19 protein-coding genes are annotated in these 19,685 nt (G+C 42.6%); 13 read left to right on the forward strand and 6 right to left on the reverse strand.

Translation table 11 applies throughout. The annotated features are described in order from the left end of the window. Window positions 1–126: 126 nt before the first annotated feature. Entirely contained in the window at window positions 127–567 is a 441-nt protein-coding gene (locus tag ABM313_RS12130) for a hypothetical protein (protein ID WP_434688312.1), read from the forward strand. 313 nt (window positions 568–880) lie between these two features. After that, window positions 881–1,471, forward strand: a complete 591-nt coding sequence (locus ABM313_RS12135; RefSeq protein WP_434688314.1) for a DUF3177 family protein — start codon at window positions 881–883, stop codon at window positions 1,469–1,471. Window positions 1,472–1,560: 89 nt separating this feature from the next. Here the strand turns inward: ABM313_RS12135 and ABM313_RS12140 are convergent, their stop codons facing one another. Continuing rightward, a complete protein-coding gene (locus ABM313_RS12140; RefSeq protein ID WP_434688316.1) occupies window positions 1,561–2,490 on the reverse strand; it encodes an NAD(+) kinase in 930 nt (309 codons plus the stop codon). A 499-nt stretch (window positions 2,491–2,989) separates the two neighbouring features. Between ABM313_RS12140 and ABM313_RS12145 the strand changes: the two genes are divergently transcribed. Together ABM313_RS12145 and ruvA are read left to right on the forward strand one after the other, a co-directional pair. After that, window positions 2,990–4,057, forward strand: a complete 1,068-nt coding sequence (locus tag ABM313_RS12145; protein ID WP_434683469.1) for a hypothetical protein — start codon at window positions 2,990–2,992, stop codon at window positions 4,055–4,057. Continuing rightward, the gene (ruvA, locus tag ABM313_RS12150) at window positions 4,054–4,698 is read left to right on the forward strand and encodes a Holliday junction branch migration protein RuvA (protein WP_434683470.1); all 645 of its coding nucleotides are present in this window, start codon (window positions 4,054–4,056) and stop codon (window positions 4,696–4,698) included. Before ABM313_RS12145 ends, ruvA begins: the two co-directional genes overlap by 4 nt. A 49-nt stretch (window positions 4,699–4,747) precedes the next feature. Here the strand turns inward: ruvA and ABM313_RS12155 are convergent, their stop codons facing one another. After that, entirely contained in the window at window positions 4,748–5,587 is an 840-nt protein-coding gene (locus tag ABM313_RS12155) for a metallophosphoesterase (protein WP_434683471.1), read from the reverse strand. Window positions 5,588–6,030: 443 nt separating this feature from the next. On the opposite strand from ABM313_RS12155, the gene ABM313_RS12160 reads away from it, so the two are divergent. From ABM313_RS12160 to ABM313_RS12180, 5 genes are all read left to right on the forward strand, one after another. Beyond that, entirely contained in the window at window positions 6,031–7,167 is a 1,137-nt protein-coding gene (locus ABM313_RS12160; RefSeq protein ID WP_434683472.1) for a metallophosphoesterase family protein, read from the forward strand. A gap of 160 nt (window positions 7,168–7,327) precedes the next feature. After that, window positions 7,328–8,059 (forward strand): SIMPL domain-containing protein, encoded by a 732-nt coding sequence (locus tag ABM313_RS12165; protein WP_434683473.1) that lies wholly within the window; start codon window positions 7,328–7,330, stop codon window positions 8,057–8,059. Window positions 8,060–8,155: 96 nt separating this feature from the next. After that, complete coding sequence (locus tag ABM313_RS12170; RefSeq protein ID WP_434683474.1) at window positions 8,156–8,785, forward strand: precorrin-8X methylmutase; 630 nt, start codon at window positions 8,156–8,158, stop codon at window positions 8,783–8,785. A gap of 17 nt (window positions 8,786–8,802) precedes the next feature. Continuing rightward, window positions 8,803–9,507 (forward strand): precorrin-2 C(20)-methyltransferase, encoded by a 705-nt coding sequence (gene cobI / locus ABM313_RS12175; protein WP_434688454.1) that lies wholly within the window; start codon window positions 8,803–8,805, stop codon window positions 9,505–9,507. 25 nt (window positions 9,508–9,532) lie between these two features. Continuing rightward, window positions 9,533–10,360, forward strand: coding sequence for an FAD-dependent thymidylate synthase (locus ABM313_RS12180; RefSeq protein WP_434683475.1), 828 nt, complete (start codon window positions 9,533–9,535; stop codon window positions 10,358–10,360). Window positions 10,361–10,608: 248 nt separating this feature from the next. On the opposite strand, the gene ABM313_RS12185 is transcribed toward ABM313_RS12180, so the two are convergent. Then, entirely contained in the window at window positions 10,609–11,109 is a 501-nt protein-coding gene (locus ABM313_RS12185; protein WP_434683476.1) for a GAF domain-containing protein, read from the reverse strand. A gap of 92 nt (window positions 11,110–11,201) precedes the next feature. Here ABM313_RS12185 and recO point away from each other — a divergent pair, with 92 nt between their 5' ends. The 3 genes from recO (at window position 11,202) to ABM313_RS12200 (ending at window position 14,972) form a co-directional block, all read left to right on the forward strand. Then, entirely contained in the window at window positions 11,202–12,038 is an 837-nt protein-coding gene (recO, locus tag ABM313_RS12190) for a DNA repair protein RecO (protein ID WP_434683477.1), read from the forward strand. Beyond that, complete coding sequence (locus ABM313_RS12195) at window positions 12,035–13,432, forward strand: MFS transporter (protein WP_434683479.1); 1,398 nt, start codon at window positions 12,035–12,037, stop codon at window positions 13,430–13,432. Before recO ends, ABM313_RS12195 begins: the two co-directional genes overlap by 4 nt. Window positions 13,433–13,580: 148 nt before the next feature. Further along, on the forward strand, window positions 13,581–14,972 hold the full coding sequence (locus ABM313_RS12200) for an NAD-dependent malic enzyme (RefSeq protein WP_434688456.1): 1,392 nt from the start codon (window positions 13,581–13,583) through the stop codon (window positions 14,970–14,972). A 31-nt stretch (window positions 14,973–15,003) separates the two neighbouring features. On the opposite strand, the gene ABM313_RS12205 is transcribed toward ABM313_RS12200, so the two are convergent. The 3 genes from ABM313_RS12205 to fbp all read right to left on the reverse strand — a co-directional run bounded on the left by ABM313_RS12205 (window position 15,004) and on the right by fbp (window position 18,423). Beyond that, entirely contained in the window at window positions 15,004–15,672 is a 669-nt protein-coding gene (locus ABM313_RS12205; RefSeq protein ID WP_434683480.1) for a hypothetical protein, read from the reverse strand. A gap of 32 nt (window positions 15,673–15,704) precedes the next feature. Then, a complete protein-coding gene (locus tag ABM313_RS12210) occupies window positions 15,705–17,024 on the reverse strand; it encodes a 3-isopropylmalate dehydratase large subunit (protein ID WP_434683482.1) in 1,320 nt (439 codons plus the stop codon). Window positions 17,025–17,394: 370 nt separating this feature from the next. Continuing rightward, window positions 17,395–18,423 (reverse strand): class 1 fructose-bisphosphatase, encoded by a 1,029-nt coding sequence (gene fbp / locus ABM313_RS12215; protein WP_434683483.1) that lies wholly within the window; start codon window positions 18,421–18,423, stop codon window positions 17,395–17,397. 74 nt (window positions 18,424–18,497) lie between these two features. Between fbp and ABM313_RS12220 the strand changes: the two genes are divergently transcribed. Then, on the forward strand, window positions 18,498–19,670 hold the full coding sequence (locus tag ABM313_RS12220) for a protein phosphatase 2C domain-containing protein (RefSeq protein ID WP_434683484.1): 1,173 nt from the start codon (window positions 18,498–18,500) through the stop codon (window positions 19,668–19,670). The last annotated feature ends 15 nt before the right edge of the window (window positions 19,671–19,685 follow it).

The raw sequence follows: 19,685 nt of genomic DNA on the forward strand, positions 1-19,685 counted from the left end.
CCGTGCCAGCCCTAGACTTATGACATCGCTGGAATTCCTTCCACGTAACATCAGTTATGAGATTAAATAGTTGATAAGAGTGCGTCCCTTCGGGACGCACTCTTATCAACTATTTAGAATTAAGATATGACTCCTACATTAATCGGAAGATGGCAAACTCGGATCTTACTGTTGGGAACATTGGGAGTACTCGTCACCATTCCCTTTGGCATCAATGGTGATCCGCTCTATTTTCAAGTCCTCCTCGCGATCGCCGTTTTAGGATGTATGTGGGATATCGTTTACAATCAGTTGCAAACCCTCCGTTGGGATCATGATTGGTCAGCAATATTACAATTAGCCGCAGGAATTTGGGAAGCCTTTTTCTTTTATGTTCCCTTTAAATTTTTGATTAGTAGTATCTTGAAAATTGGCTGGTTGAGTACCGATATTCCCCTTGACAAGTTTTTAGTTCACTATTCCTGTATTTGGCTAGTTGTATTTACAGCCTCACAAACGCTCATGCGAGTTATCTTTCCACGTTGGCGATTTCATGGCGGTGAATGGTTTAAAACTAGAAAGCGCTAAAGATTGCTGCTTCGCAATAATCTTTAGCGCTTTCTGCTGTAAAAACAAAGGGAACGCGAAGCGTTCCCTTTGTTTTTTGTTTAAGCTATTTAGCTGATGTGAAAATCATGCTTATTTGAGAATCTAAAAACAGCAACATAGATGTTTCGTTAAGCCCATTTGCAGCGAGATTTGAACTAACAAGTTTGGATCTCGCTATTTTTTTGCTGTTTTTATAGAGGTTTTGAAAAATATAGCTACTTGGGTAAGCTTATTTATTGCAAGTTAGTATAGTAACATAAACTGGAAGATCTGGTCAGAAATTTTTGTCTTTATGGATGCCACCCTTATTCGTCAACTTGTATGGCTAGACTACCGATTAGCTCTGCTGTTTCTTGTTTTTATCCCCTTCGGTTTATTAGTCTGGGCTTTACGAAGTGATAGTGAAGCAATCAAGCGATCGCTACTTTTATATTGGCGCGTTGCTAGTTTGGTACTGATTACGATTTATTTAGCGATCGGTAGCTTAGGTATATCTTATATATCGGGAATTTTAGCTGCGATTTTAATCGTTCTCGCGCTTTGGTTTTGGCAAGATCTCAATGAAGATATTGAAGCTTCTCGCAAAAGTCTTACCCCAATTTATTTAGGATGGCGCTGGGCGACAACGATTTACTGCTCTCTAAGTGCCGTATTTCGCTTACTATTCGCTAATTGTGCATTTATGAATGCTGAGCAATTAAGCGATATTTGCAAAATTTGGTTTGAGCCACCGCTAAGCTTTAGCACCACATTTCATAATGGTGTACCTGTCGAAAATTTAGCGTTTGCAGGTGCGGTTGGGGGAATTGTTTATATTTTGTATTTATCTGTATTTCTTGCTTTTAGCCTACCAAAAACAGGTCGAATTGCATTTCGTGACTAGTTACAGCGCTTTGCGCTTCAAGCCAAATCATAAAAAAGGGTTGCTTCGCAACCCTTTTTTTACCAGAAGGGGGCGCTTAGCGACCTCTTTTAATTTCTATATTGATTGGGATAACGCACCCTTGCACCTGCCCACAGCAACTTTTGCCGCAAAGCTTGATAGTAGGAATATTCTTCTCGTAGGACAATAAACTGCGCTTGACATTCTGACATCTGGATATCTACTCTCTGCCCAGGCAAAATTGATGTGGCAATTACGCCATCAGTCCATAGCTTTAAACTAAAGTCATCAGTAGACAGCGGCCAAATGCTTACGGTTAATTTGGGCGGAATCACGATCGCTCGACTTGATAAGCTCAAAGGACAAATTGGTGTAATCGCGATCGCGTGCATTCCTGAATGCACAATTGGTCCATTTGCCGCCACAGTATAAGAAGTTGAACCAGTGGGAGTCGCCACAATTAACCCATCACCATGATATTGATCGACCACCTCACCATCAATTTCTAGTTCTAGAGCCGCCGTGACCATGCGATCGGGAGAAGCTGGCTTTACACACATCTCATTGAGACATAAAAAGGGACCACAGGGCTGACCTAGTCGAGTGCCTAAGCCCTCATCAACTGTTACCACTTTTGCTTCTAACATCATTCGTCGCTCAATCGCAAAGCGATCGGATAAAAGCCGTTGCCAGATTTCTACAGTATTTTCACATTCCTCAATTGAGTGGGTGAGAAATCCCAAATGCCCCCCAACATTAATCGCTAAAATCGGAACCTCGAGTCTTGCCAAATATCTGGCTGCACCTAAAGTTGCACCATCTCCACCCAAGACAATCGCAAGATCAATATCTTGGTGCATCGATTCGAGGAATACAGGATAGGGATTATCATTTGCGCCTGTTGGACCAATTAATACCTTGACCCCAAGATTTTCTAACTCACCACTACATCGCTCAGCCCACAGTTTGCCAATTTGACTACCCGACTTATAGGCAATGATTGCTTTACTAATCTTCACAGGTTCCCCTCAAATTGGGATTATATGGTTGGCAAACTTCACTCTAAACATCTTGAACCAAAACCTGTGGCTCAGGGATATCCTGAGCCACAGGTTTTGGCTTTTATATTTAATTGCACTTAGCTACTTAACTTAATTCTAAATCTCTATGTCAACTCTTTATTTAATGTGAGTTGTATATAGCCATTTGCGGCGTGCAAAGCATGACGCAAATGGCAGAAAATGGTAAGAATTGCTAGCAATTCTTACCATTTTCTGCATTCATCTCTATAGCTGCGGTCACTTAAAAAAGCTAATAAGAGAAGAGCGGCGCTTTGCGCCGCTCTTCTCTTATTAGCTTTTGCAGATGGCGGAATATGTCTCTTTTGGGATCAGTTTTGATCAGTATTGTCGTAATTGTTATGAATATTTTTCAATTCATGAAAATTAATGATACAAAAAACAAATTTTTGAGCTAAGATTTGACACTAGGTAAAATTCTTGGTGTGAAGGGTAAGTCATGAGTCAGGCAGGATTTGGCGATTCATCATCACAAGAGAGCATTAGTCCATCAATGCCAGAGCCGCAAACCCCGCTTCAGAGTGTATCTCCGAATGTAATCGGTGAGCCAACAACTCTGTTCAACGCCTTGCCCAGACAAGTCTTAGAGCAAGAGCTACAGTTTTGCAATGAGCGTAGTCAGCAAGCGCAGGTTTTGTTACGTCAGGCTCAAGAGCAACTGCAACTGTCGCAGCTAGTCATCCAAAGACAGGAAACCCTCACCCAAACTCTGCAATCACGTATCGACCAACTGGAACGTGAGCTGCAAGATGTGCATACTAATTGTGATGAATTGCGCGATCGCCTCAAGCGTCAACAACACCACACCTCACAACTAAAAGCAGCCCTCGAACGTTGCCTCGACACCTCCACACCTGCACCTAATGACATGGCACTTTCGGCTTTAGAGTCTTGGTCGATCGCCAAACTTGCTGATGAAAAGATTACTCCCGTTGAGGCAACCAATGATTCTCCCATGCAGAATGTGGTCAAAATCGTACCTGCACCTCAACCAATTGAGCTAGAGCCACCTCAAGAACTCAAGCCATTTGTTTCAGAATCAGAATCGTCTGAAGTAATTGAGGAACCTCTACAATTATCCATGCCTGCTAAAAACCAACCAATTTCGCCGTTGATTGTAAGACCACATAAAGCCTCGCAAGGTTCTCCGATCGCCCCTAACTTACCACCGTTACAGGTTGTGACCGAGCCAAAGGAACAATCTATGGTTAATTGGCGCATTGAGAAACAGCCCGATCAACAGGCGATTGCTGCGATCGGTAAACATACGCCCATCGACGAATCAGCTAATTCCTTGATTGCTTCAAGCTCTGCTGTAACGAACTCAACAATGGCTTCTACTGTTGCCACGCCTAAGTTTATGCAAGCCTTGTATGGTAATAGTTCTGTTAATGACGCAAGAGAAGAAGATACTCAGCTAGCGATCGCTAATGCTAACCCTCGTAAAGCAGTGACTTCTCTTGCGGCTGTACAACTTCCTCAGTTCCCCCCTCTGCCACGCCGATGATTGGTTTCCTGCGTGGTGCGATCGCGGCTTGTAAAGCATCGGATAGTTCTCGAAAAAATACGCCTTCCTATTGGCTCACCCTTGATGTTCAGGGTGTAGGTTACGATATCCAAATCACGGCTAGCACTGCGAATAAGTTGCCACTCGTGGGAGAAGAGACGCAAATATTTACGCATCTCATCATCCGCGAAGATCAAATGACATTGTTTGGTTTTCCTACTCTTGCTGAGCGTGAACTATTTCGCCAATTAATTAGCGTTTCAGGAATCGGCACTCAAGTTGGTTTGGCTCTATTAAACAGTTTAGGAATTCAAGACCTCGTTAAAGCGATCGTTTCAGGAAATACTAGAGTATTGAGTCTAACCCCAGGGGTGGGGACTAAGACTGCTGAGAGACTTGCCCTAGAACTCAAAACCAAACTTGCTGATGGTCGCTTAGCTCAAGTTGGGGCAACGCGAGCGCTAGGCAATACTTTAAGTGTGGCTCTACAGGAAGAGTTAGAAATGACTTTGCTAGCTTTAGGCTATACACCCACCGAAATTAGTAATGCTCTCAATGCGATCGCCAGTTTACCGATTCTTGCTAAAACTCAAGATATCGAAGCATGGATTAAAGAAGCGATTGCGTGGTTATCTCGATAAAGATAACAAGTCAAGGCGGAGCTTCGCGCCGCCTTGACTTGTTAAAATACTATTTCAAAAACCACTCGAAATAACTAATTTCAGGTACTGTACCAATTCTTAGTGGTAATACTGATATTCCTAATCCTTTTGATACATATACATCAATTGAATTTGTCTGATACCAACCACTAACATAATTGCCACTACGTGGTGGGCGCAAAGGTGCAAAGCCAAATAATGATATTTGACCACCATGAGTATGCCCAGCGAGCATATATTGTGGTTTATACTCTGCTAATACTTTCAATTCATCGGTAGATACTTCATCTATATAAAGTGGGGAATGGGAGAGTAATAAATGATTAGGATGAGGTTTGATATTTTGAAGTGATTTAGTTAAGCTAGGTTTACCAACTAAATCATCGACTCCCGTGATCAATAGGCTCTGATTACCTTTTTGATACAAAGTGCTTTCATTAACCAATAAACGACAATTATAGTTATTGTATATTTTGGTTAAAGTTGCTAAATCAACTTTTGACTTGTATTCCCAGTTCCCAAGAATTGCATATTTGGCAATTTTGCGATCAAGAAGAGATAAGAAGCGATCATATCCATTAATTTGGTCAGCTTTATCGATAGAATCTCCAGTCAACACAACAATATCTGGATGTAGTTGATTTACCTGTTCTATAATTTGCTGAGTACGGTGATTAAATTTTTTTAGATGGAGATCGCTAATTTGAACAATTTTTAAACTACCTTGATTAGTGGCAGTTTCTGCGTTGAGACGATGTCTTGAAACCACAAGAAGATTTGGCTCGATACTAAAAGCATAGATAGCCAGTAGGGCTAAGAATGTAATGATAAAGAGCAGGATATATCGTTTTTTCCTTATTTTCCACATTAGATTATCTTATGGTCATAGGCACTGGTCAGTTAGACCAATTCACAAAAGTGTCAATACAGTTTTGTGAATTGAAAATAAAACCTAGTAAATATTTTATAGCTGTTGCCATTCTTGTTAGGACATAAAACCCAAATAGTTTGATGCAGTAATTCTTGCTACCTCAAACTATTTGGGTTTTGATTTGTCTTGATACAGGTGGCTATAGGTATAAAAACACAAAACAAATATGCCATTTTGTGTTTTGGCATTAACGGGATATCTGTGATGAAATATCTGGTTCATATTGATCAAGTAAACCATAAGAGATTTTTTAAAAGTGTTGTGAAGTAACACTTTTACTTAAAGTTGATGAACCTTACTCAGCAATATCTATAGTTATTAAAACTAGCGATCGCTATAAACGCTATAAAATATTGCAGCAAGTAGATAATTAATTTCCTATGGCAATCAAACGGCGGCAATTATTGATATTAGGTGGATTAGCAATTGGTGCTGGAATTGGTGGTGCGGCAGTTTCAGGGATTTTGAGCCGTCAGTCTAGCGCGATCGCTCCTACAGATCCCAAAGCTCCTATAACCAATAATCCTAAACCAGCTAAATCTACAGTAACGGTCCAGCGATCACCCAATCCTGCACCTAAAGGTTTATATGCACCTGCGCGAGGTGACATGCGAATTGTGGTGATTAGCGACCTCAATAGCGCCTATGGTTCCACGGATTATATTGATCAGGTTAAACAGGCGATCTCCTTTCTGCCAGATTGGGAGCCTGACTTAGTATTATGTGGTGGTGATATGGTGGCTGGACAAAGCAATGATCTGAACGATGGTGAAATTGCGGCGATGTGGCAAGGTTTTGAGAAGTATATTGGTGCGCCTATTCGTAAGGCGAAACTGCCCTTTGGGTTTACGATTGGCAATCATGATGGATCTGCTTCTGTTTACAATGGCAAGTTCTCCTTTGAACGCGATCGCAATGCTGCCAAGAAGTATTGGAATAATCCTAAACATAATCCGAATTTGAACTTTGTTGATCGCGCAGAATTCCCCTTCTATTACACCTTCCAACAGGATGATATTTTTTGTTTAGTGTGGGATGCCTCCACAGCCACGATTCCACCAGAACAATTGCAATGGGCGGAAAAGAGTCTCAGCAGTGAAGTAGCTCAAAAAGCAAAATTACGGATCGCGATCGGGCATTTACCACTTTATGCGGTTGCTAGGGGAAGAGAGACAGGTGGCAATTATTTGAATGAAGCCGATCTCCTGAGAGCCTTGTTAGAAAAATATAATGTGCATACCTACATCAGTGGACATCATCACGCTTACTATCCTGCTCATAAAGGTAAATTGGAACTGCTCCATACAGGAGTATTGGGCGATGGACCTCGTCGTTTGTTGAGTGGCGATCTAGCACCAAATCGCACTGTGACTGTAATCGATATTAAGGTAGAAACGTCAGAAACGATTTACACAACTTACGATATGGATACGCTGAAAGTTGTCGATCTAAGTACGTTGCCGCGCTATATTGACGCTCCCAACGGTCGGATTACCCGCCGCGATATCGAGATTTAGTAGCACGCGGCAAATCTGCGTACTAATTCCTTAGATTGGGAACACAGTATATTGTCGTTGCTGAAAATGAAACCGTGCTGAATCCTATTTAATTCAGGTGATATCTTCAAAATAGAAGAAATAAAAATATCATGAAACAAAGGTTCGTAAGGATAAGCATATGCGTCACTTAACTACATTCGTTCTCAGTCTTGCTTTTTGTATTCCTTCGGTAGCAGCGATCGCTCCTTCTGCAAAAGCACAAGAAACTTCCACAAAATATTCTGAAGTCAAAAATGAGCGGGTTATCACAGTTACAGGACGTGGTGAACGCTCTGTTAAAACCACTAAGGCTCGTATTCAGCTAGGGGTAAATGTGGAAGGAAAAACCGCGATCGCTGTTCAAGAGGAGGTTGCTCGTCAAGCTAATAGCATCGTTTCACGCTTACAACAGTTAAATGTTGAGAAGTTGCAGACTACCAGTATTCAACTCAGTCCTAAGTATACCTATGAAAATAATCGCCAACGTCAAGATGGTTTCACTGGACAAACCAGTGTCAGTTTCTTGGTGAACCTTGATCAAGCTGGCGCAGTTCTTGATGCGGCGGTTAATTCGGGGGCAAATCAAGTTGAGCAGATTAGCTTTATTGCTAGTGATGTAGAATTAAATGCTGCCAAGCAACTCGCGCTCCAAGATGCAATCAAAGATGCTCAAACTCAATCGAATACGGTATTGAGTGCCTTAGGTTTTACACCCAAAAACATTAAGACGATCAACATTAGTGATTCGGCGATCGCCTATCCAGTTGCACAGCCACGAGCTTCATTTGCCAAGGATGCGGCTAGCTCCATCCCGATTTTAGGTGGTGAGCAGAAAGTCGAAGCTTCAGTCACTTTGCAAATTACTTATTAAATTGTTGTACCTCCTGCTATGTGGGAGGCACAATATAAACCGTAGCTCGGCTTTGCCTCGCTACGGTTTATTATTAAGATCCTCTTAACCAATTTCATGCTTGACTATATCCGTGATGGCAACGCCATCTATCAAAAATCCTTTGCCACTATTCGCGCTGAGGCAAATTTATCAATCTTGCCCCAAGACTTAGAAGTAGTTGCAGTACGCTTAATTCATGCCTGTGGGATGACGGATATTGTCAGTGATCTTGCTTATTCTGAAGATGTCGTCAAAATTGGCAGAGCAGCTTTGAAAAATGGCTCAAAGATCCTCTGTGACGCGCAAATGGTTGCCAATGGAGTTACCCGCAAGCGTTTGCCAGCTAATAATCCTGTGATTTGTACTTTGAATGAGCCTGAAGTACCAGAAATTGCCCAACAAATTGGCAATACGCGATCAGCCGCCGCAATCGAACTATGGCGATCGCATATGGAGGGATCAATCATTGCGATCGGTAATGCGCCTACAGCCCTATTTCGACTCTTAGAGCTACTTGATCAAGGTTTGCCCAAACCAGCCGTTATACTAGGATTCCCTGTTGGTTTTGTCGGTGCGATCGAATCAAAGGCGGCTTTGGCAGAAAACAGTCGTGGCGTTCCCTTTTTGACTATTCATGGTCGGCGAGGCGGAAGTGCGATGGCAGCCGCAGCCTTGAATGCATTAGCGATGGAGAATGAGCTATGAACACAGTTGAAGAAGTAATTGTCAAAAAAGGAAGTCTTTATGGTTTAGGTATTGGTCCTGGTGATCCAGAGTTATTAACCATTAAAGCCCATCGTATTTTGACTTCCGTTCCTGTGATTGCCTATCCCACGATGGAAAGTGGCAAAGTCTTAGCTAGAGCGATCGTCGCTGATTTTATTCGTCCTGAGCAAATAGAAGTGCCGATGCCACTTCCCTTTAGTGTCGATCGCTCCTCACAACCCTACTACGATATCGCCGCCGAAAAGATTGCCGAACATTTAGCAGCAGGGCGTGATGTGGCGGTACTATGCGAAGGCGATCCCATGCTCTATGGATCGTTTATGTATATTTTCAATCGTTTATCTGACAGATTCCATACTGAAGTCATTCCTGGTATCTCTTCTACTTTTGCCAGTGCCGCTATGCTGGGCGCTCCTCTGACCTATCGCAATGATGTACTGAGCATTATGCCAGCTACTTTAGAGGCAGATATCTTACGCGATCGCTTAGCCGTTGCTGATGCCGCGATTATTATCAAACTAGGTAGACATTTCGCGAAAGTAAAAGCAGTTTTAGAAGAATTAGGGTTATTTTCTCGCGCCTTATATATTGAGAGAGCCACCATGCCCAATCAAACAATCAAAGCGATCGCCTCAGTCGTTGCTGATGAAGTTCCCTATTGGGCGATCGTGATGATTCCTAGTCAAACAAATCCCCAATAATCACCATAATTAAGAATTAATCATCATGTTTCAACCCCAAGCCGCCATCATTGCTGATAGCGTTAACTTAGCAGGCGATCGCCTAACGACTTTTGTGTTAACTTACCATCGCATGATTCACTCAGAATTCATGACCCATCGAATGCTCAGCAAAAATAGTAGCAGCAGTCGCGCTATTCCCGTTGAGAAAATGATCAAACTTGTCGAGAGCCAAGAAGTCTATCCATTACATTGGGGGAAAAACCAAAAGGGAATGTCGGCGCAAGCCGAAGTTACAGAGGATGAGATGCAAGCGGCGGCGGAGGTATGGAAATCGGCTAAAAATGATGCTATCCGTCACGCTAAGCAACTAGTGCATATTGGTATTCACAAACAAGTAGTCAATCGCCTTTTGGAACCCTTCTCCACAATTACGGTAATTTGTTCGGGAACTGAATATCAAAACTTTTTTGAACAGCGCTGTCACCCCGATGCACAGCCTGAAATTCAAGCCTTAGCTCATAAAATGAAAGCAGCCTATGATGCAAGTCAGCCTCAACAACTAGCTGCTGGTGAGTGGCATTTACCATTAATTAAACAAGAAGATATTGACGAAATTAGCGATATTAACAAATTGGTCAAAGTGGCGGTAGGACGATGTGCGAGAGTTAGTTATCTCAATCACGATGGGGTGCGGAGCCTCACCGATGATGTGAAACTGCACGATCGCCTCTTAACTTCTAAGCCTGCTCATCTATCTCCCTTTGAGCATGTGGCTAGTGCGCTTCCTAATTCTGAAAAACGTGCTAACTTTACTGGTTTTCAAGCCTATCGATTTGATCTAGAAAGAAATAAGGACTTCACAGTAAAGTAAAGAACTAGATTTTTTAGCTAGGCAAAGCCGAGCTAAAAAATCTAGCCCTTTACTTTACTGATGTTACTTGGAACGCAGATGATGAATCTCTTGCTACTAGCGTCATAGGGCAAGCACGGGGGCATTGCCCCTACCTGAATAATTCATGTCCTGTAGGGGCTACGCCCCCGTGCCAGCCCTCAATATTGAGGATCGCAAGAATTCCTTCCACGTAACATCAGTTATTAAATCGCAGAACCCTAAGAAGATTATGAAGCGCTAATTGAAGGAGCAGAAGCCAGATAATTAGAATATTGGCAGATGGAGTCAATATCTGAATTTTGCCAAATTTTACAATCTTGACAATGATGAGCAACTAGTAAACCCCATAATTTTTCATTAGTTAAAACGGGTGCAACTAAATTTGATCGCACTTGCATCTCTCTCAAAAAATCTCGGTGACAATTACTAATAGGAGCCTGCTCAATATCATCAATAGCATGTATACGTCCCGCCAAATAAAGCGCTGCATATTCTAAATTGAAGCAATCATCAGCCCCTGTTGAGCCAATGATCGAGTATTTATGATCACTGATTGCCTCAAAGGTTACTTGCCCTTTCCATTTTGTGTAGAAGTAATACAAAACCACGCGATCAACATCAAGCTGTTCCCTGAGGTTTTGCAGGGTTTCACTAACAACTTGATCTTGTTGTAACTTATTAGTAATCCGACTTAAAACCGAACTCAAATCGCGATTGGCAGAATTCATTGTGGCAATAGAAATGGTTAGAGGGAGCTTGTTTGCTAAAAAATAATCGATGATCGCTATTTTAGTCCATTTACCTATCCAAGAGTTTTAAATTGCCTAAAGAATATCGCGCCACAGGAATAAACCTTAAGGGTATGCCCTTAGGCGAAAATGATCGCCTATTGACGATCCTCACTAAGGAGCATGGCTTGATTAAAGCCATTGCCGCAGGAGCAAGAAAACATCGCTCAGCAATGGCAGGGCGATCGGGCTTATTTGTGGTTAATGATTTGCAGATTTCCGTAGGACGCAGTATGGATCGGATTAAAAACGCGGAAGTTTTGCAGTCTTTTGTCGGTTTAGGTCAAACTCTAGCTAAGCTCACGGCTGCTCAGTATTTGTCAGAACTTGCCCTCATGCAAGCATTATCTGCTCAACCACAAGAAGAACTTTTTTTAGTGTTAGTCGAGCATTTAAATCGTATTCAGGAAGCTGAAAACCAAAATATTCTGGCACATTTAAATCATGGTATTTATCACTTGCTGGCGATCGCAGGATTTGCACCACAAGTGCATAGTTGTTGTATAAGTCAAAGCCCAGTGGTTGCCAATCTTCACCAGTCAAAATGGAAAGCAGGATTTAGTATTGTTGATGGTGGTGTCATCAATCTCGAAATAACCGATCTTGCGAGTGGCGGTAATCCGAACGGCGATCGCCATGAGATAAGCATTAGTGAAGCCATGCATAATCGGATTAGCCACTACCTCAATGCGTCTGAACTTCTGGCTATGCAAGAACTTGCACAAACTGATTTAGCAGATAATATTTTAGAAACGCATACAACAGATTGGCTTGCAGTTGAAAGACTGTTACGAGCCTATGCACAGTATCATTTTGATAGACCAATCCAGTCTTCGGCTCTGATTGATAACTGTTTTTTTAATATATGACCCATTTATTCGATCCACCTACACCTAATCTGCCAGAACCGCACGATTCCCGTCATACAGATCTTCACATTAATAATGGCAATGGCGAAATCTTAAATGGCGAAACCCTAGAAACACCAGATTTGCCGACTGATTCTAAATCTGTGCTTCGCAATCCTAATTTTTTATCGCTGTGGAGCGGACAGGTCTTTTCACAAATTGCGGACAAAATTTTTTTAGTACTTGTGATTGCGATCGTTTCTACACAATTTCAGCATGAGGGCGAAACGATTAGCGGTTGGGTCTCCGCAGTCATGGTGTCATTTACCATTCCCGCGATTTTATTTGGATCGATCGCTGGCGTATATGTTGATCGCTGGAATAAAAAAACAGTTTTAGTTAGTTCCAATATCTTCCGAGGAGTTTTGGTTCTCAGTATTCCCCTATTACTATGGGTGACTAAAAACAGCGTGTTACCTTGGGGCGCACCAACAGGATTTTGGGGATTACTGTGCATTACTTTTCTGGTCTCAACCTTCACGCAGTTTTTCACCCCTGCCGAACAATCAGCAATTACCCTTGTAGTTGAGAAACCGAAACTATTAGCCGCCAATTCTCTCTACACGACGACGATTATGGCGGCTTTGATTTTAGGATTTGCCCTTGGTGAACCGCTCTTAGCTCTATCCGATCATCTCTGGCACAATGTCGGTCAAGAAATCCTTGTGGGTGGCAGTTATTTACTCGCAGGGATTATCTTAATTTTATTGAAAACAGGTGAAACTAAAGAAGACTTACACCGTGACAGTTTTCACCTCTGGAATGACATCAAAGAAGGTTTGCAATATCTCAAACATAAGAAGACTTCACTATCAGCATTAATCCAATTAATTTGCACTTTTTCGATCATTGCCGCTTTGACAGTATTAGCTGTTCGTTTAGCTGAGGTAATGCCTGAAATTAAATCAGAACAATTTGGATTTTTATTGGCTGTAGCAAGTATGGGTATGGCGATCGGTGCAGGAGTTGTTGCCAAACTGGGAGATCGCTGTAGCCGTCAAACACTTTCTTTGATTGGTTCCCTTGGGATGTCAGCATTTTTAGGGATGTTGGCAGTTTTTAGCGATCGCTTTGGCTTGGGGCTAATTGCGATCGCGGGTACTGGCATTTTTTCAGGCTTATGTGTCATTCCCATGCAGACGGTGATCCAAGAAGAAACCCCTGAAGATGTGCGTGGTAAAGTCTTTGGCTTACAAAATAATGCGGTGAATATTGCCCTTAGTTTACCGCTATCTGTAGCAGGTATTGCCGAATCGTATTTTGGATTACAGAAGGTGATTTTTGCGCTGAGTGCGATCGCGATCGTGACGGGGCTGCTCACTTGGTACATTGCCCGTCAGCTAGTCGAATCGTAAAAGAAAAAGAGCCGCATTGTGGCTCTTTTTCTTTTTGGAGGTGCTTTCATAAAATCGTGTGATTTGTAACGCAACACCAACAGACAATCAGGTAACATTGCATACAGTCAAGCTTTGCCTGACTGTATGCAATTATTTACTTCTCAAGATGCAACAACTAACACCTAATCCCAGCTTTAGCTTGACCATTCGCGTGCAACTCCTCAACCGCGCAGGAATGCTATCTTCAGTTATTGGCGCTCTAGCTGAAGCGGGAGGGAACCTCGGACAGATTGACCTGATCCAACAAACTCGCAAAATTTCGGTACGAGATATCACTGTAAATGCCTATAGTGCCGAGCATATGGACAAATTGATTGCCGTCGTCAAGGCAGTCCCTGAAATTCGGGTTCTCGATGTTTACGATCGCACTTTCCAAATTCACAAAGGCGGCAAAATCCATCTCGAAGCTAAAGTAGCCGTTAAAGGACAAGATGATCTGGCGATGGTTTATACCCCTGGGGTGGGACGAGTATGTATGGCGATCGCCGAAGACAAGCGCAAGGTCTATGACTACACGATCAAATGCAACACAATCGCTGTAGTTACCGATGGCACGGCTGTACTAGGACTAGGTGATATTGGACCTGAAGCAGCAATGCCTGTCATGGAAGGTAAAGCGATGCTTTTCAAACAGTTTGCAGGACTAGATGCATTCCCAATCTGCCTAAACACCAAAGATGTTGATGAAATTGTGGAAACTGTAAAACGTATTTCACCAGCATTTGGAGGTGTGAATCTCGAAGACATTAGCGCTCCCCGTTGCTTTGAAATCGAAAAGCGTCTCAAAGAAGAACTGGACATTCCTGTGTATCACGATGATCAACATGGCACGGCGATCGTGGTTGTCGCAGCTACAATCAACGCTCTCAAGGTCGTCAGCAAACCAATCGACACTGTCCGCATCGTGATGAATGGTGCAGGTGCATCAGGGATCGCTGTAGCCAGACTTTTGCGTGAAGCTGGTGTAAAGCGAATAGAGATGTGTGACTCCAGAGGATGTATTAGCAAGGATCGTCCCGATCTCACACCCGAAAAACAAGAGTTTGCGAGCGATCGCTCTGGTTCTTTAGCAGATGTGATTAAGGGAGCCGATATGTTTGTCGGTTTGAGTGTAAAGGGTGCGCTCACTCCCGAAATGGTGAGAAGTATGGCTCCCGCACCGATCGTCTTTGCCATGGCAAATCCAAATCCTGAAATTCAGCCCGAACTTGTAGAAAATGATGTTGCTGTCATTGCCACAGGTCGCAGTGACTATGCCAACCAAATTAATAATGTTCTCGCCTTCCCAGGAATTTTCCGTGGTGCGCTTGATGCAAGGGTGACACAGATTACGACACAGATGAATTTAGGCGCGGCTCAAGCGATCGCTTCTTTGGTCAGCAGCAGCGATCTTGCTCCTGATTTTATTATTCCTTCTGTATTTGATCCCCGCGTTTCCCATGCCGTTGCCGCCGCAGTCCATTCCGTAGCACGTCAACAAGGACTAGCCAATGCATAAGAAAAAGGGCGTGCTTTGTACGCCCTTTTTTCTATACTTGCATAGTAATAAACTCATCTACTAAATTTAGAAGTCGTTCGATCGCATCATTAAGATTGATTGATTTAACAGGAAATCCATGGGCAACCCGATTTCTAATTTCATTTAAGGTAATCGCTCGTTCAAATTGATCGGTCGAAATTGCCAACTGAGTATATAGATGATGAATCATTAATATGGTTGGTAAGCGATCAATAGGTATTAATAAGTGCCTTGCATGTCTTCGCATTAAGATCTCCGCAAAGATCCATAGCGATAGAAACGCCGCCTCATGCTCTCCAATCGAGATTAATTTGGCAATCCGTTCTTTGCGATGCAAAATTTGCGATCGAGTCAACTTATTGTCGGCAATATCCTCTTCAGCGATCGGCGTGGCATCTTCTCCCGTAATTAGTAGAAACCGCCAGCCGACATGCTCTGCAACGCTTTTAGCAATATCTCGATAGTAAGAGACTGCTAAATTTATCGCTACATCTCTAACCTCAACAATAAATCCTTGCTCTGTGGATATTTTCACCAATAAATTTGGAATATATCCATTTAAGTCGAACGGTAGCTGCTGGATATGAGGTTGGTGAACAACTTCATACCCTTGCGAGCTATAGCATTCAATAACTTTTGCTTTGACTAAACTATTAATACTTGTATTACCTGAACACATTCACAATCCCGACCTACCGACTTGTAGCAAAATTACATAAAATCACGCGGATCGGTGATATGTCCTGTCAAAGCAGAGGCAGCTGCCGTATAGGGAGAAGCAAGATAAATCTGTGCTTGCTTATTGCCCATCCGTCCAGGGAAATTGCGGTTTGTGGTCGAGACACAAACTTCTGCTTCATTAACCCGCCCAAAGGTATCTTGTGGTCCACCCAAGCAACCTGCACAGGAGGGAGAAGCAGGTTCAATACAACCTGCTTGCAAGAAGATTTCTGAAAGTGTTAAGCCATCAATCTTCAAGCTAAATAAATCGTTGTAAACCTTTTGCGTGGCTGGCACAAGATAGGTAGGAACCTTGACTTGTTGACCTTTAATCAATTGGGCTGCGTGATAAAAGTCTTCAGTTTTACCACCAGTACAAGAGCCAATATAGACGCGATCAATCTTCACATCTTGGACTTCACGCACAAGAGCGCGGTTGTCAGGCGAGTGGGGCTTGGCGACAACAGGTTCGAGCTTAGAGACATCGTAATGCTTGACGTAATAGTACTCAGCATCAGCATCTGCATAGAGCGAGTCAAAAGGCTTATCAGTGCGCGATCGCACATAGTCAAAAGTTGTTTGGTCTGGGGCGATCGTGGCATTTTTGCCACCAGCTTCGATCGCCATATTGCAGATGGTCATCCGTTCTTCCATCGTCATTTGGGCGATCGCATCTCCTTCAATTTGCAGCGATCGATAGGTTGCGCCATTTACACCGATATCGCCAATAACTTGCAAGATTAAATCTTTAGCCAAGAGATAAGGGGGCATTTCACCGTCAAAGACAAACTTCATCGAAGCAGGAATTTTGAGCAAGAGTTTGCCCGTACCCATGACAAAAGCGGCATCAGTATTGCCGATCCCTGTCGCAAATTGCCCAAAGGCTCCTGCGTTGCAAGTATGGGAATCAGTGCCAAATAACACTTCTCCTGGACGGGTGTGACCTTCTTGGGCTAAAGCAATATGGCAAACACCTTTGTAATCAGGGTTAGCTTTAAAGTCGGAAAGGTCAGTGATGTCGTAAAAATATTTAATGTCTTGCTCTTTGGCAAATTCTCTCAAAATATCAATATTGCGGTTAGCTCTTGCATCTTTAGTAAAAATGTAATGATCAGGAATTAATACTAATTTTTCCTTATCCCAAACCTTCGCATCTGAACCAAACTCGCGCTTAAATACTCCGATAGTGCCAGGTCCACAGACATCATGGGTCATTAGCAGGTCAGCATTCACCCAAATATTTTCGCCTGGGCTAACGTGACTTTTGCCCGACGCTTTTGCCAAAATCTTTTCGGTGAGTGTCATTCCCATAATTGTGATGTCCTTGGGTAGATATCCTATGTAGATGTATTAATGCTTACTTTTTTCTGTGCTAATTATAGCAAGGAATTAAGAACTTTAAATTTACCTCACTCCTTTCTCCTTTGCCAAGAGAAAGGGTGAGTCATTGGTAATTCTCATTATCAAAATCGGTGTTTTGAAAGCCCGCCGTTGGTGGGCTTTCAAAACACCGATTTTGATGTTTCCATCGCCGAAGGCTTTCAAAACATCAAAATCAGTTTTATATAGCTGGAGATGTATGTAGCGCTTTTCAAGCAAACGAGGTACAAAGGTTTATTTCCCCGCCTTCGGCGGGGAAATAAACTCGTACTTCACTAGACTGATAAACGCTATAGCAATACTATTTCTGTAAAAAAGACTCTACTACTTTGACATTCTCAGAACTACCGATAATTAATGGTGTACGGCTGTGTAATTTTTGGGGAATCACGTCAAGAATTTCTTGAGTTCCTGTAGTCGCTCGACCACCTGCTTGCTCAATTAAAAATGCTAAAGGAGCAGACTCGTAAAGCAAGCGTAATTTACCATCCGCATGTCCAACTGTACCCGGATAGAGAAACACTCCACCTTGAAAAAGAATGCGATGAATATCTGCAACTAAAGCTCCTGAATAACGTGCTGTATTCCCTTCTTGGCGATGGATATAACGTACATATTCACGCATTGGTTCTTCCCATTGCCAGAAGTTTCCTTCATTAACACTATAGATAGAACCTTTAGCGGGAATATGAATGTTCTCTTGAAAGAGGATAAATTCTCCAATACTAGGATCGAGGGTAAAGGCGTGAACGCCACTCCCCAGAGAATAAACCAGCATTGTGCTTGTGCCATAGAGAATATAGCCTGCCCCAATTTGTTTGCGTCCCGACTGCAATAAGTCAAGAGCTTCTCCAGATTCATCATTTCCTTCTTGTTGACGAATCGAGAAGATAGAACCGATCGCTAAATTCACATCAATATTGCTAGAACCATCGATGGGATCATAAAGTAAAGTGTAGCGACCAATGGGACAATTTTCAGGGATATAATAGGGCTGCTCCATTTCTTCTGAAGCAAGCCGACAGACTAATCCGCTCTGCTCAAAAGCGCGAAGAAAAACACGATTAGCATAGCGATCCATATTTTTGACCGCTTCACCCTGAACATTGACTTCGCCTGTGACCCCAAGCACATTTTCTACTAAACCTGCACGGCTAAGATGGCGAGCGATCGTTTTGCCTGCTAAACCAATGCGTCCCATAAATGCACTCAGATCATAAGCTTCAGCCGAGAATGTCCCGAACTGTGAAAGAACATGCTGAGAAAGAGTCATAAAGTCTCGTCCAAGGACGATCTCATCGGCGGGATTGAGTCTGGTAGAATCAGTCATGGGTGCGATTACCTTAATTCTTCTTCTCTATTATCTGTCTAAATCTATAGCATTGTGCCAACGTAAGAATAATTATGAGCATCTGTCCTAGTTGTAAAGCTGTAAACCCTGATAGTCACCAATTTTGCCAATTCTGCGGTACTAAAATTGCTGTAGAAATTGCTATAGATCCCACTTTAAATATTCTTGGAGATGTTGCTATACAACCTTCTTCAGTCCCAACACGACCATTGAATTTAGAGTCTGTGCTAGAAAAAATCAAAATTCAGGTAGAAGACTTGGCATCTTCTCAAGTAGCGAGCGACACAGAGAAATTTGCACAAGAAGAGGAATTACCACTAGAATTCAATTTAGAAGACTTTGCCGATGTTGAGTTAGATGTTGAGTCAGAAATGAAGATGGTTGTATCTTCCACAATGCATTTACAGGATTTAACCTATGCTGGCAAAACTGATGTGGGAATGCAACGCGATCGCAATGAGGATGATTTTGTTACAATTTTGCAAACTCGTAGCATTAACGGAAAAAGCCAGATCAGAGATCGCAGCCACCGTGGGTTATTTGTGTTGTGTGATGGCATGGGTGGACATGAGGGGGGCGAGGTTGCGAGTGCGATCGCGGTTAATTCTATTACGGAGCAGTTCCGTCCGTTTTGGATCGATACCTTACCAGGACAAAAGAAAATCAATGAAATTATCTGCAAGGCAAATCAGGAGATTTTTGCTAAGAATGAAAGTGAACTGAGGCAATCACTGGGGCGAATGGGAACAACTCTGGTCATTTTAGCAATTCATGATCTAGATGTTGTCATAGCCCATGTTGGTGATAGTCGTATTTACAAAGTTACAAATTCTCATCAAGAACTAAAATTAGAACCAAAATTAGAGCAAATTACTCGCGATCATGAAGTTCTCAATCAGTTAATCGATCTTGGCGTGGAAATTGAAGTAGCAAGAGCTAGACCTGATGCTCATCAACTTACTCAAGCGCTGGGACCGAATCCTAGCGATCGCATCGAGCCAGCCATTGATTTTTTTGCATTAACTGAACCCACTTTATTTTTGTTATGTTCTGATGGTTTGTGTGATAACGATGTGATCGAGGATAATTGGCGATCGCATTTACTACCAATTTTAAATAAAGAAACCGATTTGCAAACAGGCTTGGATAATCTCATTAAGTTAGGGAACAACGTCAATGGTCATGACAATCTTACGGCGATTCTAGTTTTGTGTGAGCCTGTGTAGCTGATGAAAGGGCAG

It is taken from the genome of Pseudanabaena minima str. Chao 2107, from assembly GCF_051131155.1.
Lineage (GTDB): Bacteria > Cyanobacteriota > Cyanobacteriia > Pseudanabaenales > Pseudanabaenaceae > Pseudanabaena > Pseudanabaena minima.

What these genes read in the sequence shown, in the direction of transcription:
- ABM313_RS12130 (WP_434688312.1), top strand. Translation starts at nt 127, where the DNA reads ATGACTCCTACATTAATCGGAAGATGGCAAACTCGGATCTTACTGTTG.
- ABM313_RS12135 (WP_434688314.1), top strand. Translation starts at nt 881, where the DNA reads ATGGATGCCACCCTTATTCGTCAACTTGTATGGCTAGACTACCGATTA.
- ABM313_RS12145 (WP_434683469.1), top strand. Translation starts at nt 2,990, where the DNA reads ATGAGTCAGGCAGGATTTGGCGATTCATCATCACAAGAGAGCATTAGT.
- ruvA (WP_434683470.1), top strand. Translation starts at nt 4,054, where the DNA reads ATGATTGGTTTCCTGCGTGGTGCGATCGCGGCTTGTAAAGCATCGGAT.
- ABM313_RS12155 (WP_434683471.1), bottom strand. Translation starts at nt 5,587, where the DNA reads ATGTGGAAAATAAGGAAAAAACGATATATCCTGCTCTTTATCATTACA.
- ABM313_RS12160 (WP_434683472.1), top strand. Translation starts at nt 6,031, where the DNA reads ATGGCAATCAAACGGCGGCAATTATTGATATTAGGTGGATTAGCAATT.
- ABM313_RS12165 (WP_434683473.1), top strand. Translation starts at nt 7,328, where the DNA reads ATGCGTCACTTAACTACATTCGTTCTCAGTCTTGCTTTTTGTATTCCT.
- ABM313_RS12170 (WP_434683474.1), top strand. Translation starts at nt 8,156, where the DNA reads ATGCTTGACTATATCCGTGATGGCAACGCCATCTATCAAAAATCCTTT.
- ABM313_RS12180 (WP_434683475.1), top strand. Translation starts at nt 9,533, where the DNA reads ATGTTTCAACCCCAAGCCGCCATCATTGCTGATAGCGTTAACTTAGCA.
- ABM313_RS12185 (WP_434683476.1), bottom strand. Translation starts at nt 11,109, where the DNA reads ATGAATTCTGCCAATCGCGATTTGAGTTCGGTTTTAAGTCGGATTACT.
- ABM313_RS12195 (WP_434683479.1), top strand. Translation starts at nt 12,035, where the DNA reads ATGACCCATTTATTCGATCCACCTACACCTAATCTGCCAGAACCGCAC.
- ABM313_RS12200 (WP_434688456.1), top strand. Translation starts at nt 13,581, where the DNA reads ATGCAACAACTAACACCTAATCCCAGCTTTAGCTTGACCATTCGCGTG.
- ABM313_RS12205 (WP_434683480.1), bottom strand. Translation starts at nt 15,672, where the DNA reads ATGTGTTCAGGTAATACAAGTATTAATAGTTTAGTCAAAGCAAAAGTT.
- ABM313_RS12210 (WP_434683482.1), bottom strand. Translation starts at nt 17,024, where the DNA reads ATGGGAATGACACTCACCGAAAAGATTTTGGCAAAAGCGTCGGGCAAA.
- fbp (WP_434683483.1), bottom strand. Translation starts at nt 18,423, where the DNA reads ATGACTGATTCTACCAGACTCAATCCCGCCGATGAGATCGTCCTTGGA.
- ABM313_RS12220 (WP_434683484.1), top strand. Translation starts at nt 18,498, where the DNA reads ATGAGCATCTGTCCTAGTTGTAAAGCTGTAAACCCTGATAGTCACCAA.